The following is a 15172-nucleotide window of genomic DNA, read 5'->3' on the forward strand; positions in this document are numbered from 1 at the left end:
AACACCATTAATAGCCTGATAAATGTAAAAACTGGCTCTATACGAGCCAGTTTATTTACCTAATTAATTTTTTAGGTTAATTTCGATCCGGTTACTCTCATCCATCATCGCCGCTTTAGCACGGATTTTCGCTTCAAGTTGGTCAATAATATTATCATTATCAAAGCGTTCTTTTTGCCGCTTACCATCTTCATAGAAACCGCTTTTAGTTTTCGCCCCTGCAACACCAAGTGTTGAAACTTCGGCTTCACCTGGGCCATTAACCACACAACCGATGATCGAGACATCCATTGGCGTAATAATGTCTTCTAGACGTTGTTCTAAAGCATTAACGGTCCCAATGACGTCAAACTCTTGACGTGAACAGGTTGGGCAAGCAATAAAGTTGATACCGCGAGAGCGAATTCGTAATGATTTTAGAATATCAAAACCGACTTTTACTTCTTCAATTGGGTCTGCGGCTAATGAAATTCGCAAGGTATCACCAATACCTTCCGACAATAACATACCTAAGCCAATTGCAGATTTAACCGAGCCTGAACGTGCGCCACCAGCTTCGGTGATCCCCAAATGTAAGGGTTGATCAATTTTATTTGCCAATAAGCGATAAGACCCCACGGCTAAAAAGACATCAGAGGCTTTCACGCTGATTTTGAACTGATCAAAGTTCAGTCTATCCAAAATATCCACATGGCGCATCGCTGATTCGACTAGCGCTTCTGGTGTAGGCTCGCCGTATTTTTCTTGAATGTCTTTCTCAAGGGAACCACCATTAACACCGATTCGAATGGGGATATTGTAGTGACGTGCACAATCAACAACTTGGCGTATTCTTTCTTCGCTACCAATATTACCTGGATTAATGCGCAAGCAATCAACGCCGTATTCTGCAACTTTAAGGGCAATGCGATAATCAAAATGAATATCTGCCACTAATGGCACATTGACCTGCTGCTTAATCAATTTAAATGCTTCAGCTGCATCCATAGTGGGGACTGAAACACGAACAATATCTACGCCAACGCGTTCAAGGGATTTAATTTGCTGTACCGTTGCATCAACATCCGTTGTGCGGGTATTCGTCATTGATTGAACTGCGATGGGTGCGCCATCGCCTATAGGCACATTGCCTACGTTAATTCGAGTGGATTTACGTCTTTTTATCGGTGATTCATTATGCATTTTTCTTTAATTCTCCGAACGTCCATGTGCTCTTTTATACCGTGTTATAGTGTTAACAATTTCGTCTTACTGGTTTCACTATACACAAGAAAGCAAACTATAAACTATCATAAAAGATGTTTTCGGATATAGTTTGCCTCTTTTTATTCGTCATACTTTAAGCTTCAGGTAATTTCAATTTAGCAGGGCGTTTCGCTTTGATGAAACGGCTTAAATCCACCGCATTACCTTGGAATTGTACTGTGACATTCGCAGGGGCACCAATATTTAAGCGATAAGGCTGTGCGCCATCGAGTTCGAGCTTATCACCATTATTTTTAGTACCACTAAATAAGATTTTATTATTCGCATCACGAATCTCTAACCAGCACTGCCCCGTGAAATTTAACACTAGCGCACTACTGCTAACAGGTGCAATTTCTGTATTTTCAGCCGAATGCGTTCGGTCTAACGCATTCGTTGTTTGGGCCGCATTCGGTAGTGGAATAGTCTTCACTGGCGCATTTTCTTCCACTGGATTAACCGATGAAGGAGCCGCCGTCGACGGTTGCTGAGCCAATGTTTCTGGGGTATTTTCTAATATTGCAGCCCCGATAGGTGCTTCACCTGTAGGACTTGGTAAGTCAACAGGGGTTGTATTGTTATCTTGCTGAGACAATATCAAATCGTTCTGACTCGCCATCGAGACTAACTCGTCTTTTTGCGCGTTGTGATCTTGCCACCACCAGATACCGACCATCGCAATCAGTACAATTACGATTAACCAAGTCAGTTTCATTAACCAGCCTTCACGTTTTTTACGTCGTTTGCCTAGTGAGTAGCTTTGCATTGGAGAAACTTTTGCTAACGGAACAGGCTCTTCCGTTTTCATTAAGTCTTTAATTTCGCTTTCAGCCACACCCACCATACGTGCGTATAGACGAATATAACCGCGTAAAAATGTAGGTTCCACGCCAGCGGGGGGAATATCTTGTTCTATCTCATTTACCGTACTTACTTTGAGACATAATCGTTCTGCGACAATATCTTGTGTTAACCCCATGCGCTCACGAGCTTGCACCAATAATTGTCCTACAGTCACAGTGGTTTGTTCGGTATTATTTTCGATAGTCATTTGCTGGCAACACTATTTCCAAGTTAAAAAAATATAAAGCAACTATTCAGTAGCTTTATTCGTCAGAATTTATCATAGTTTTGAAACAACAGTTAAATTTATCATATTGCTTCAACTATTGTAGGTGAACAAAGACGTTTTGCCTAACTGTAAAACGCCTCGAAACATAACCTAACTCACTGATTAGATAATATCTATAAATCAGACTGTTTTTACCTTGATAGGTTCCCCTGCTATACGTTTTTTCAAAGTCCTTTTTGTCCTATCGATCACATCACCCGCTAACTGGCCACATGCTGCGTCAATATCATCACCACGAGTCTTACGGACTATCGTTGTAAAGCCATATTCCATCAGCACCTTAGAGAAACGGTCTATCCGGCTATTTGAGCTGCGACCATATGGTGCACCAGGGAATGGGTTCCATGGGATCAAGTTGATTTTACTTGGTGTGTTTTTTAAACATTCCGCCAGTTGATGTGCTTGTTCAACACTGTCATTAACGTGATCTAACATTACATACTCAACCGTAACCCGCCCAGCATTTGCATTCGATTTTGTTAAATAGCGGTTTACACTGTTGAGGAATGTTTCAATGTTATATTTCTTATTAATTGGAACAATATCATCACGAATATCGTCTGTCGGAGCATGTAATGAGATGGCTAAGGCAACATCTATCATATCGCCTAGTTTATCCAAAGCAGGTACAACACCCGATGTTGAAATCGTAACTCGGCGCTTAGATAAACCAAAACCGAAATCATCTAACATAATTTCCATGGCTGGGACCACATTGTTCAGATTCAGTAATGGCTCGCCCATTCCCATCATAACAACGTTAGTGATTGGACGACGACCACTGGATTTCAACGAACCAATAATTTTCGCCGCTCGCCATACTTGACCAATGATTTCTGAAACACGCAAGTTACGGTTGAACCCTTGCTGTGCCGTAGAACAAAATTTACATTCCAGCGCACAACCAACTTGTGAAGAAACACACAACGTTGCACGGTCTGCTTCTGGGATATAAACCGTCTCAACCAACTGATCTCCTACTTTTATCGCCCATTTAATGGTGCCATCAGATGAACGTTGTTCCTCAGATACTTCAGGAGCACGGATTTCCGCGACTTCTTTCAGTTTTGCTCTCAGGACTTTATTAATATCGGTCATTTGATCGAAATCATCATAGCAATAGTGATAAATCCACTTCATGACCTGATCCGCACGGAAAGGTTTCTCACCCATCTGTGCAAAAAATTCACGCATCTGTTTGCGATTTAAATCAAGTAAATTCGTTTTTGGGTTCGTTTTTTCTGGTGTGACAGAAATAGCGGAAGAAGTTGCACATTGTGCAGCTGTCGTCATATCAGACATGATGTATTGCCTCGTTATTACACTTTCGGCAGTGCTAACATTTATTATAGCACGACGTAATTTTGCAGTCTTAAAAAGATAATCGCCCCGCTAATAATAGCAGGGCGTCGCATTGTACAAACTTTACAACAATAATGCTAATGCATTATGTAAAGTGTATTAGCGTGGGCAAATTTCGTCAGCAGTGAAGAAATACGCGATTTCACGTGCAGCAGATTCTTCAGAGTCTGAACCGTGAGTTGCGTTTTCAGTGAAGCTGTCAGCGTAGTCTGCACGTAAAGTCCCCGCTAATGCGTTATCTGGGTTAGTTGCGCCCATCAGGTCACGGTGACGTTGAATTGCATTTTCGCCTTCTAACACTTGCAGCATGATTGGGCCTGAAGTCATAAATTCAACCAGACCTTCAAAGAAAGGACGACCTTTGTGTTCAGCGTAGAAGCCTTCAGCTTGCTCACGAGTTAAATGCATCATTTTAGCAGCAACGATAGAAAAACCTGCGCTTTCGAAACGGTTGTAGATAGCACCGATGACGTTTTTCTTCACAGCGTTTGGTTTAATAATAGAAAATGTACGTTGAACAGTCATAAATAACCTCTTAGCGATTTATTAGGCCTTTATTCTTTGCTCTTCCCTGTAAGTTAGGATTCAAGAACGTGAAATAGGGGCATGTTGTAGTTTTTTATATTATTTCTATTTCTGATATTAGGTTTTTAGGCTTTAAAATTAAGCACACCTAGGAAAAAGAAAAATAAGGCGATGATTATAGGGGCTCTGATTACAATTTCCTACAGTCACATCAACATTTTGTTAAACTTTTTATAGCAAAAAACACTATTTTTTCGGGTAAGTCACGTTTTTCAACTATTATCGAACTCTAAAGTTAATTGCCGCCACTTGACCGCTTAGATCTAATACAGAAACTTGGTAGCTCCCTGCTTTATCAAGTGTCAGCAAAATTGAACCATTTTGCTCTGTCGTGTTAACTTGCTCGCCATTTAGGAACCACCATTTTTCACCCTGCCCACCTTGAGTGACGAGACGTAAATCCAAGCTCGTTTTTCCGGGTAAACGTTGTAAAACTTCGCTATCTCGCACGCCTGAAATTAATAAGGGTGGCATTTCCAATTTGAGGGGTGGGCAAGTTAGGTCTACTTTTGGTAAACGATTAACTCGTTTCTCACTTGCTGGTAACCATGACTCTACCGTAATGGGCCATAAGTGGACTTCTTTTTCTTGCGCATTCGGGCAATCGGCTGCGACTTGTAACCCTTTGTCATTAACCCAGACTTTTTGTCTTAAACCTAATAACGATTCTTGGTCCCTCGCCATCAAGGTTGGCGGGATGGTATTATCCAAAATCCAACTTAACCGCCGTTGACGGCAATTACTGTCGTCTTTCAATAATGATGTCCCTCCCGGCCAACAAATCACAGCTTGGCTGACACTGGCGGGTTTAATATCTTTTGGCAACGGTTGATGGGATGAATATATTTTACTCAGCAACATGGCATTTACTTGGTTCATTATCGGAATCGCGGTCGCAAAACCCAACTGCCCCGCCACGGGTGTCGCATCAGGACGCCCAACCCAAACACCGATAGTATAACGTGGATTAACCCCTATCGCCCATGCATCACGATAGCCATAGCTAGTCCCTGTTTTCCAAGCTAAATTCAATTGCCCTGATAAATTCTCATCAGGCACTGGGCGTGCTTCTCCCCCCATAATGCGTCGCACTATCCATGCCGCCCCCGGTGACATTAGTACCCTATCTCGGATTTGATCTGACGGTTTAAACCGCAAAGGTGAGACATGACCTTTGCGGGCAAATGCACTATACGCAGAGACTAAATCTTCCATGCGAGTTGCAGTTCCGCCTAAGATCAACGATAAGTTAGGTTCGCTTCCCAATGGGAAACGTAACTCAGTTCCAACATTACGTAATTGCGCTGTAAAACGTTTACTACCGTAGATATCCAATAACTGGACTACCGGTAAATTTAAGGAACGAACCAGCGCATCACTCACACTGACTGGGCCATTAAAACCACTGTCAAAATTTCCCGGTCGATAATCATTAAACCGCCTTGGAACATCTTGTAAGAGTGACTCTGCGTGAATTAAGCCTTCGTCCATCGCTAACCCATATAAAAAAGGTTTCAGCGTAGACCCCGGTGAACGCCATGCACTAATCATATCGACGTGACCAAAACGGCTATCATCTAAGAAATCGATTGACCCAATATAGGCTTTTACACTCATATCAGTATGATCAACCACCAAAATCCCCAGCGAAGTTTGCTTGGGCAATTGGTTTTTCCAATTCATAGCCATATCTTCCAATTGCCTTTGCAAACTGGCATCAATGGTAGTTTCAATAATTGGTTCTTGGGTGTCTTTAGTGACTCGTCGAGCCAATAGAGGAGCCAAATGCGGATTTTTCCGCGGTGCTAACCAAATTTGTTCTTGTTTAATATCAGCAACTTTTTCCGCACTCCACACTTGGTATTCTTCTAGCCTATCCAGCACTTTATCACGAGCAGCTTGCGCTCTTTCTGGGTATCTGTCTGGTCGTAAACGGCTTGGAGCCTGAGGTAAAACCGCAAATAATGCAGCTTCACTTGCCGTTAATTTGGCAGGGGCTTTGTTTAAATAGACCCAGCTAGCAGCCCCAATACCTTCTATCGTCCCACCGTATGGTGCGCGATTTAAATACATCTCAAGAATTTCGTCTTTAGAATAATGATATTCAAGTTGAGCGGTACGCCAGAGTTGTTTTAATTTTCCGCCAAGCGTTCTTTCGTGAGGGTCGATTAGCCTAGCAACCTGCATGGAGATAGTACTCCCACCGGACACGATACGACCTGAACTCACCAACTGCCCCGCAGCTCTTACTAATGAAAACGGGTTTACCCCAGGGTGACGATAAAAATAACGGTCTTCATAGGTTAACAATGCTTCGATAAAATCTGGCGAAACCTCTTCCAACTGGACAGGAAAACGCCAAATCCCTTCTTTATCCGCAAAGCGCCATAAAGGCGTTCCGTCCGCCGCCACGACTGTTCGTGCCATTTCTATTTTTTTAATTGGCAAAGGCCAAATCTTGTCTGCAATAAAAAATAGTAATGGCAGAAAAATAACTAACAGTAACAGTGTAAAGGTGGTGCGACGTAACCATTTTTTCATTGATGGATGTACCAAGATGATGAAATAAAAAAGCCCTTATATCTTAACTCCAATATAAGGGCTTTAGGTGACAATTAACGAACGATTTCTAGTTGGCCATCAGAATAACCTGTCGCACGCCATTCAGGTACATACATTGATTCAACCTGTGGCACAGGGATGCTATACACACCCGGTGTCACTGCGCGCGCTAAATACACCAATGTTGTCGGCCGATATTTCTGAACTTCAACGGCAGCAACAAAGCGATCATCACGGTATTCCATATGACGGATTTGTGATTGTTGCATATCATCAATTAATTCTTGAAGATTTGGTGCTGATTCACTTAAGTTAGCGCTGCTGTTTGCTAAGTTTTGGTTTTCCAATTCTAAGCCTGCTGGCAGTAAGTCAACCACCAACGCATCAGGCACACTTTGTGACGCTTGAACTTCAAGTTTAACCACCACCATTTCACCACTTCTGAGTCTATCTAATGAAATACGGTTACCTTTCATGTCGTAGTAACTGCGAGAGATACCTAACACATTTGAGCTTGGTTTTGGTGACTGCTGCGGATAACCCACTACATTTAAACGCGTATATAGGGTGTTAGTGCCACTATTTTCAATGCTATAACCAGTCTGTAGCTGATCTTTGCTCAAGAGCTCACTTACGGGTTTATCTGAAACCATTGGTGGTTCCTGACCATTGACCGTCGCTTTCCACGGAGATTCGCTTTCATTTAAGTAGAAACGCCCTGCTAAATACAATGCATTGCTTTCTTGAGTTGAGAAGTAACGCTGAGATATCAGATTATTAGATAAAACCTGCAATTTTTGATCGCGTGATTTTGGCATTAAATTATATTCATTTAATAACGCAACAATCATCGCATCATCGCGGATCACCGAACCATAATCACCAACATAACTATAACGGCTACGCTGTTTTTTCAACCCATCAATAACAGCGCTTTCGCCTCGTGCTTTATCGCCCATTAGATTCAAAGCAACACCAAGCTGAACTAACGGTAAACCACTTGCAGCATGGCTACTTTGGTTATAAAGCTGACGTAATGCGCCTAAAGGTGCTTTTTGTTGCGATGCCAACACTAAACCTGCGTAGGCCTGGGTCGCAAAACGAGCTCCCGCTTGATTCTCTGTATATGGGTAATTGATTTGATTACCATCTTGCAAATAACTTAACAAACGCGTATTAGCATTACTTAATGCTTCTTGAGGTACGGTAAACCCGCGCTGATTGGCTTTATTTAAGAAATCTGCAGCATAGGCCGTCAACCAATACTCTTCACGCCCATTTCTATCCCACAGTGAGAAACCGCCGTCATTACGTTGCATACTCAATAAGTGTGGAATACCAATTTCAATCGCTTTATGGCGGTCGGCATCGGTTTGTGTTTTGATCCCTAACTTATTCAATTCAGCTTGAGTTGAGAACAACGATGGATATAACCCACTAATCGTTTGTTCCAAACAGCCGTATGGATAAGCAAATAATTCCCTGATATAGCGAGAAATATCTAATGGAGGACGGCTGGTTAACAAGACTTGCCCTTCAATCGTATCCGGCTGTAGGCCTGCGATTTGGTTAGTCGGTAACGACCATACATTCCCCGGTTCAATCGATGTCGCGAAGGAAATAGTTTCAGCTGGCTGTGCTGGACGTACCCCCACTTTCCAACTATTGCTATATTCTTTATTGGCTTCACCATCAATCGTCATGCCATTGATGGTCATAGAAACCTCACCCTCACCAAAACCATAGTCAGCTTTTACTGGTAACGTTAGTGTTGTACGTTTCCCTTTAGGAAGTTGCAATTCACGGCTACTAGCACCATCAAGTTTCACCATTCCTGATGCCTTGAAATTGACCGTCACGTTTTGCGTGTTGTCAGTCATATTCGTCAAATCAAGGGCAAAGTAAGACTTATCGCCTCCGGCCATAAAGCGTGGCATCGACATCTGTGTCACTAAAGGCGCTGCAACCGTGACTTTACTATCTGCGTGCCCGAAATCCTTTTCATTCCACGCTTGCGCCATCACACGTAATTCACCGTTAAAATCAGGGATAGCCAAACTCACTTCCCCTTCTCCGTTTTTATCTAGGGTCACAGGTGTTGCTTGCTCAGCAATGATTTGTACTTCGGTTAGTGGCTTCATCCCACCGCGCTCTATCGCAGCGTCTTCGCTATCCCCACCAAAACGTAGGTTGGCAATTTTACCTTGCCCTTCAATCAAGTGGCCATAAACATCGTATTGGTCCACGCTATAACGTTTACGACCAAAAAAAGCATCGTATGGGTCTGGCGTTTTAAAATCAGTGATATTTAATACACCCGTATCAACCGCAGATAGCAACACATTCACTTTTTCAGGTAATGGCTTGCCGTCTTGTGCTGTCGCTTTGATTTTTACCGTTAAATCTTGATTTGGGCGCATTTTATTTGGTGCACTTAGTGCCAATGCAATCTTACGGTTTTCATCTGCAATAGGGAGATGAAGCACGCCTACCGCACGTTTCACGGTTGCTTCTTTAGAATCATCCCCAGGGCGCACGACAACCGCGGAGACATATAAATCATGGCGAGCCCACTCTTTATTGACTGGAATTTCAATATCTAAACCTTTTTCAGGCACGTCAATTTCTTGCCACCATAATGGGCCGTTGCTCGACTCCAACAATACATAGCCTTTCCCGGCTTTTGGTGATTCTATGCGCACTTTCGCCTTTTCACCCGGTAAATAAGCTGGTTTATTCAGGCTTAGCTTCACTTGGTCAGGTCGAACGGAACCACTGCCGCCAGTGTTATCTTGCCATGAGTAACCGGCCCAAAACTGAAGGCTAGTGACCAATTTATTTTCTGGGTTAACGACTTCTAAACGGAAAGCACCCCAATCCACTGGAAATGATACTTTTGCAGTACCATCTTTAGCTATCGTGATGTTTTCATTCGCCATCACTAAATCTTTTTGATCATAATTTGATGACCAGCCACCACTTTCAGACCAACTCCAATAATAATCACGGCGCTCATACACTAAACGAGCTGTTAAGTTTTCTGCAGCCAATTTATTACCCGCCGCATCTGCCATGACTAATTCGAATTCTGCTAATGAGTTTTCATCCACATTATGGCGTTTTACATAGCGGTCAGTGCGGTAATCGTAAATTTCTTTTTTAGCAAATAATGGGCGTATACCCACCAGCTTGTCTGCTGGCCAAATAGCCTGCTCAGCGCGGCGCGTTACTGGGCGGCCACCCGCTTCTAATAAGCTGGCTTGTAAAACAGCTGAAATCGGTGAACGAATTGAACTCCAATTACTGTTTGGAATTGAGATGACCGTTTCCCCATTACTATCGAGTGTCAGGTCAAACTCATCCAGTTTACGCGGTAAACCTTCCTCATTGACGGCACCAAATTCAAAACCGGGGAGTTTAGCTACAGCTTCACGATCCGCTTTTAATACAATTTGCCCTTGCAGTTGGTTATCTGCTGCTGGCGCACCGTATAAATAACGCCCTTGAATATCAAAATCTACTGACTGATCCGTTAAACGAGGAACATCACTACCTTCGATTTCTAATGCCATCCGTTCAGGCATAAAATCTTCAACATTGAATTTATAATAGCGTTGCGGTGAACCATCTCCTAAATCAAAGCGTAATGACCAACCACCTGTTTCTGCATTTTTAGGGATTTCAAATTGGTACTGATATAAGCCATTTTGCTTTTCATCCGGTTGCCAAACAAAGCTTCTTACAACTTGCCCATCCGTTTTTAATACGTCCACCTTGACGGGTTGGCTTTTAACGGGATTACCATCCCCATCACGTAATAACCCATTGACTAATAATAGTTCGCCTGGGCGGTATAAATCACGAGGTCCAAAGGTGAAAAATTGCTTTGCGTAGCCCTCTGGCCCTGAAATGTCGAATTCCGATAAATCAAGCGCAGGTTGTGTTAAATCAATCATACTGGTTTGCCCATCATGGGTTGCCAGTAATAATTTCCCACCCGCCAATTTATCTAATTGCGCATGACCATCTCCATCCGTTGTCCCTTTTGTGACTAACTGGCCTTTGTCATCCAAAATACGTAACTCTACGCCTTTAATTGCAGAGCCTTTCGCTAATGATTGAGTGAAGATATCGACACGGTCTTGGTAGCTGTGTAATGACACTCCAATATCACTTAATGTGAATACCGTAGCTGGGAATTGGTAACTGTAGCTCCCCGCTTTTTGCATGATGGCTAAATAAACGCCATCTTGCTGTAGTTCTTTGATGTCTTTTAACGGCAATAAAATCGTTTGTCGTGTATTTTTATCCGGGTTTAAATCAAACCGACCGGTGTAAGCCAGTTCAACTTTGTCAAGAAACTCTTCTGAATACCAATATTCATAATTACTGCGGTATTGCCACTTCGCCAAGAATTGCGGTAGTTGTTTTTCGTCTACACGGAAAAAATTCACATCAACTTTATCAACATTCAATGCAATAACTGGCAAGCCTTGAGCAACCTTACTTGGCAATAAAGAACCTTTGCTCGCAAAGCCAACGGTTGGAATGATCTGGGCAGTTGTCAGCTTTTTATTAAAACTCTCAGAGAGTGTGCGTTCGTTAACCGCTTTAATACCTGGGTTAATCGATAAATTTAATTCTTTTGAAGGTGGAAGATGGCGAAAACGTAATTCCATCTGGTTATCAGATAGTTCCCAAGCACCATCCAGCTTACCTGTTTTCACATCAATTAAGTTTAAATACTGACCAAAGTCTTGGTCTGCTTGTAATGGTACAGAAAAAGTCACCACCATGGCGCTAGCACCATCAAGCTGTAATTCAGATGCATCCAACACTGTTAAGTCTTTCCCTGCGTATTTTTTTACCATTTCTTCAGTAGAAAGCTTTGGTGCTGACTTTTTTTGTTCTGCAACAGGTGCTGTTTTGGTTTGGTTTTCTGGTGCCGTAGATGACACATTTTGCTCATTTTTAGTGGTGTCTTCTGTATTATCGCACCCCACTAACGCCATGACTGATGCTAATGCTATTGCAAGATAACGTTTTTTCGTTTTTAGACCCGCCAATGAAGCCCAACCTGATTGTTGTTTCATTACCGCCCGCCCTTTAATAAGTTAATTTTTTCTATTTTTTTATGGTTTTAACAGGAAGTTAAAACCCACTAGATACTAGGAAATGACTAAATTTATGTATTAGTGATGTTTTCCAATAATTATTTCTTTCATCAATATAATTTAACAGAGTGTTATAAAAACACCTATCAGACAAAACGGAAAAAACCATTAGGAAAAAATACCGTAAGAATGTGGAATGTTTATCAATAGAAAGCAGAAAAAAGTTTATTCAAGACTATTTTTTATTTATGAGTGAGAAAAAACTACTTTCCCACTCAGATATTATTTATCAGGTATTTTTGACAGGGATAGTATCTCGTAGAAAACTGCCTAAACGGCGTTGATAAAATGGCTGGACATGCTGCGTAATAAAATGACTAACCCCTTTTTCATGTTCATTAACGATACAAAAATCAATCGATTCGTTATCTGCTAAGAAATCACACGCTAATGTCCCAGCATCATGAATAATTGCATCAATATTTTCAGCACCCGCGGTAAATTCCAATGCAACCAACAAAATTGGGTTTTCTTCGCTAGCTTCATCCTCAACTGCCGATACTATAAACCCACGTCTTACGACTTTGTGTTGTTTAAAAAACTCAGATAGTGCATCGACAATTGCTTGTGGCTGTTCTTCTAAAGCACTTAGCTTAAGTGATGAGCCTTTTGGTACGGTTAACTCAGTATATTGGATCTCAGTTTCTTGGATAGAACTGTTATTATTCGATTGCTGCGACATTGCCATCCCCTGCTATTAAAAATAATTGCTGATTATACTCGCACTTTCATTGAGGTAAAAATCGCTTAGGTAAAAAATAGGCACGAAAAGTATTCTTCTCGTGCCCATTGTCAACCCGTGGGGGTTATTTTGATTTACTGATTAACAAGTTTGCCAGTGTTCTCACACCAATACCTGTTGCGCCTTCTGCCCATAAACTAACAGGAGACTTACGGTAAGTTGCCGAGCAATCAATATGTACCCAGTTTTGGCGATAGTTTTCAACAAAATGGGATAAAAATGCCGCCGCTGTACTTGCCCCAGCAGTATGAGATGGCGCAGCAATATTGTTGAGATCAGCAAAACCTGACGGTAGCTGCTGACGATGAAATTCAGCTAATGGTAAACGCCAAAATAATTCAAATTCCTCATTTGAAGCACTCATTAAATCAGCGACTAACTTGTCATCGAAACTTAAAACTGAATGGTAATCCCCACCTACTGCCATTTTTGCTGCACCAGTTAAGGTTGCTGCATCAATAATCAGTGTCGGGTTTTCTTTGCTCGCATCAATTAAGCCATCAGCTAACACTAAACGCCCTTCAGCATCTGTATTCATGATTTCTACGGATTTGCCATTACGGTAACGGATAATATCGCCTAACTTAAATGCGTTGCCACTCACCATGTTATCTGCAATACACAGGAACATTTTCACACGTTTTTGCAAACCGCGTGAAATCGCTAGAGCCAATGAACCTGCTAAAGTGGCAGCCCCGCCCATGTCCGCTTTCATTGAGTTCATCGAAGCAGATGGCTTGATACTATAGCCCCCCGAATCGAAGGTAATACCCTTACCAACTAGAGCTGCAAAAACTGGCGCGTTAGGGTTTGCACCTGGGTTGTAATCTAAAGCTAAGAATACTGGTGGGCGACTTGAGCCACGGCCAACAGTATGAATACCCGTATAACCTTGAGCTAATAAGTCATCACCTTTGATAATGCGATAGCTAATATCTTGAGCGCCCACGGTGCAAAGTAGGTCAATAGCGCGTTTTGCTAATTGCTCTGGCCCTAATTCTTCAGCCGGAGCATTAATGACGTCACGTACCCAATCAACAGTACGAATACGGTTTTCTAATTCTTTACGGTCTTCTTCTGGTAACACAGGCCATTCAATAGTTCTAGCCCCTTTCGGTGCACGAAAACCTTGCCAAAATGCCCAACTTTTTTCTAAGTCCCAGCCCTCACCGGTTAAGGCAACATTGCGAATACCTTGCCCATCTAATTTACGGCCAGCACTTTGCACAGCACATAATTTCCCAGCGTGTTTCAGGTGGATTGTCATGCCGTTATCGCTAGAGCTTAACAATGCGCCTTCACCCCAACATGGTGCTGCTGGCTCACAAGAAATCATTACTGGCATAATTTGTTTTGTCATCGTTTTTCTCACTTTGTCTATTTTTGCGGACAGCAAAAGCCCAATAGATTGCCCGCACTTGCTGTTACCTTAACTGATAAATAATACTAGGGATATCATTATAGTGCTGATGCAAAATAAAAAAACCGAGCACTATTCTTAATAGCCACTCGGTTTTTAGATGAAAAAACCACTTATTCGAATTCATCCAGCCAAACTAACAAGATCGCTTCTAAAATTTTCTCATTCGATTTTTGCGGGTCATCATCAAACTCTTCTAAGTCGCAAATCCACTGGTGCATATCCGTAAAGCGCACGGTTTTCGGATCAACGTCAGGAAATGCATCATATAATGCTTCACCGATTTCACGGCTATTTGACCATTTTAAGCTCATACTCCCTCACTAATTTGATTATCAAGCTTTCATCTACACTTCAATGTGCAAAATAATTCGCTCGCTCTGCTACCTGTGATTGAAAGCATCAATACCGCGACAGCATGAAATATTAACAAATAGTCCAATGCTCTAAATAGTTCAATGCTCTAAATAGTTCGCGTTGTCGCTAGGCGGCAATTGAAAGTATCTCGGGGAGCATACACAAGTATGTGACCCGAATACTTGAAAGAAGCCAACACCGCGACTGCGCGAAATATAACAAATAGTCCAATGCTCTAAATAGTTCGCGTTGTCGCTAGGCGGCAATTGAAAGTATCTCGGGGAGCATACACAAGTATGTGACCCGAATACTTGAAAGAAGCCAACACCGCGACAGTGCGAAATATAACAAATAGTTCAATGCTCTAAATAGTTCGCGTTGTCGCTAGGCGGCAATTGAAAGTATCTCGGGGAGCATACACAAGTATGTGACCCGAATACTTGAAAGAAGCCAACACCGCGACAGCGCGAAATATAACAAATAGTTCAATGCTCTAAATAGTTCGCGTTGTCGCTAGGCGGCAATTGAAAGTATCTCGGGGAGCATACACAAGTATGTGACCCGAATACTTGAAAGAAGCCAACACCGCGACA

Annotated in this window: 9 protein-coding genes; all 9 read right to left on the reverse strand. The window is 42.2% G+C overall.

All coding sequences use genetic code 11. The features are described from left to right. Nucleotides 1-63: 63 nt before the first annotated feature. The gene (gene ispG, locus ACHB7C_RS11135) at nucleotides 64-1182 is read right to left on the reverse strand and encodes a flavodoxin-dependent (E)-4-hydroxy-3-methylbut-2-enyl-diphosphate synthase (protein WP_042844622.1); all 1119 of its coding nucleotides are present in this window, start codon (nucleotides 1180-1182) and stop codon (nucleotides 64-66) included. 157 nt (nucleotides 1183-1339) lie between these two features. Further along, nucleotides 1340-2296, reverse strand: a complete 957-nt coding sequence (gene rodZ / locus ACHB7C_RS11140) for a cytoskeleton protein RodZ (RefSeq protein WP_042844624.1) — start codon at nucleotides 2294-2296, stop codon at nucleotides 1340-1342. A gap of 201 nt (nucleotides 2297-2497) precedes the next feature. Next, complete coding sequence (locus tag ACHB7C_RS11145) at nucleotides 2498-3679, reverse strand: bifunctional tRNA (adenosine(37)-C2)-methyltransferase TrmG/ribosomal RNA large subunit methyltransferase RlmN (RefSeq protein WP_042844625.1); 1182 nt, start codon at nucleotides 3677-3679, stop codon at nucleotides 2498-2500. Between the two features lie 159 nt (nucleotides 3680-3838). Continuing rightward, nucleotides 3839-4264 (reverse strand): nucleoside-diphosphate kinase, encoded by a 426-nt coding sequence (gene ndk, locus ACHB7C_RS11150; RefSeq protein WP_042844627.1) that lies wholly within the window; start codon nucleotides 4262-4264, stop codon nucleotides 3839-3841. Nucleotides 4265-4543: 279 nt separating this feature from the next. Further along, nucleotides 4544-6865, reverse strand: a complete 2322-nt coding sequence (pbpC, locus tag ACHB7C_RS11155; protein ID WP_071548206.1) for a peptidoglycan glycosyltransferase PbpC — start codon at nucleotides 6863-6865, stop codon at nucleotides 4544-4546. 74 nt (nucleotides 6866-6939) lie between these two features. Beyond that, complete coding sequence (locus tag ACHB7C_RS11160; protein WP_395347325.1) at nucleotides 6940-11979, reverse strand: alpha-2-macroglobulin family protein; 5040 nt, start codon at nucleotides 11977-11979, stop codon at nucleotides 6940-6942. 310 nt (nucleotides 11980-12289) lie between these two features. After that, on the reverse strand, nucleotides 12290-12742 hold the full coding sequence (locus ACHB7C_RS11165; RefSeq protein ID WP_042844633.1) for an enhanced serine sensitivity protein SseB C-terminal domain-containing protein: 453 nt from the start codon (nucleotides 12740-12742) through the stop codon (nucleotides 12290-12292). 124 nt (nucleotides 12743-12866) lie between these two features. Then, nucleotides 12867-14162: an aminopeptidase PepB gene (gene pepB, locus ACHB7C_RS11170; protein WP_042844635.1), complete on the reverse strand. Its 1296-nt coding sequence runs from the start codon at nucleotides 14160-14162 to the stop codon at nucleotides 12867-12869. 173 nt (nucleotides 14163-14335) lie between these two features. Continuing rightward, nucleotides 14336-14536, reverse strand: coding sequence for a Fe-S cluster assembly protein IscX (iscX, locus tag ACHB7C_RS11175; protein ID WP_004912658.1), 201 nt, complete (start codon nucleotides 14534-14536; stop codon nucleotides 14336-14338). Nucleotides 14537-15172 lie beyond the last annotated feature (636 nt).

The organism is Providencia sp. 2024EL-00732 (assembly GCF_044006275.1).
GTDB classification, from domain to species: Bacteria; Pseudomonadota; Gammaproteobacteria; order Enterobacterales; family Enterobacteriaceae; genus Providencia; species Providencia huashanensis.

Bases quoted from the DNA above. Each gene is read 5' to 3' on its own strand.
- ispG (WP_042844622.1), bottom strand. From the start codon at position 1,182: ATGCATAATGAATCACCGATAAAAAGACGTAAATCCACTCGAATTAAC.
- rodZ (WP_042844624.1), bottom strand. From the start codon at position 2,296: ATGACTATCGAAAATAATACCGAACAAACCACTGTGACTGTAGGACAA.
- ACHB7C_RS11145 (WP_042844625.1), bottom strand. From the start codon at position 3,679: ATGTCTGATATGACGACAGCTGCACAATGTGCAACTTCTTCCGCTATT.
- ndk (WP_042844627.1), bottom strand. From the start codon at position 4,264: ATGACTGTTCAACGTACATTTTCTATTATTAAACCAAACGCTGTGAAG.
- pbpC (WP_071548206.1), bottom strand. From the start codon at position 6,865: ATGAAAAAATGGTTACGTCGCACCACCTTTACACTGTTACTGTTAGTT.
- ACHB7C_RS11160 (WP_395347325.1), bottom strand. From the start codon at position 11,979: ATGAAACAACAATCAGGTTGGGCTTCATTGGCGGGTCTAAAAACGAAA.
- ACHB7C_RS11165 (WP_042844633.1), bottom strand. From the start codon at position 12,742: ATGTCGCAGCAATCGAATAATAACAGTTCTATCCAAGAAACTGAGATC.
- pepB (WP_042844635.1), bottom strand. From the start codon at position 14,162: ATGACAAAACAAATTATGCCAGTAATGATTTCTTGTGAGCCAGCAGCA.
- iscX (WP_004912658.1), bottom strand. From the start codon at position 14,536: ATGAGCTTAAAATGGTCAAATAGCCGTGAAATCGGTGAAGCATTATAT.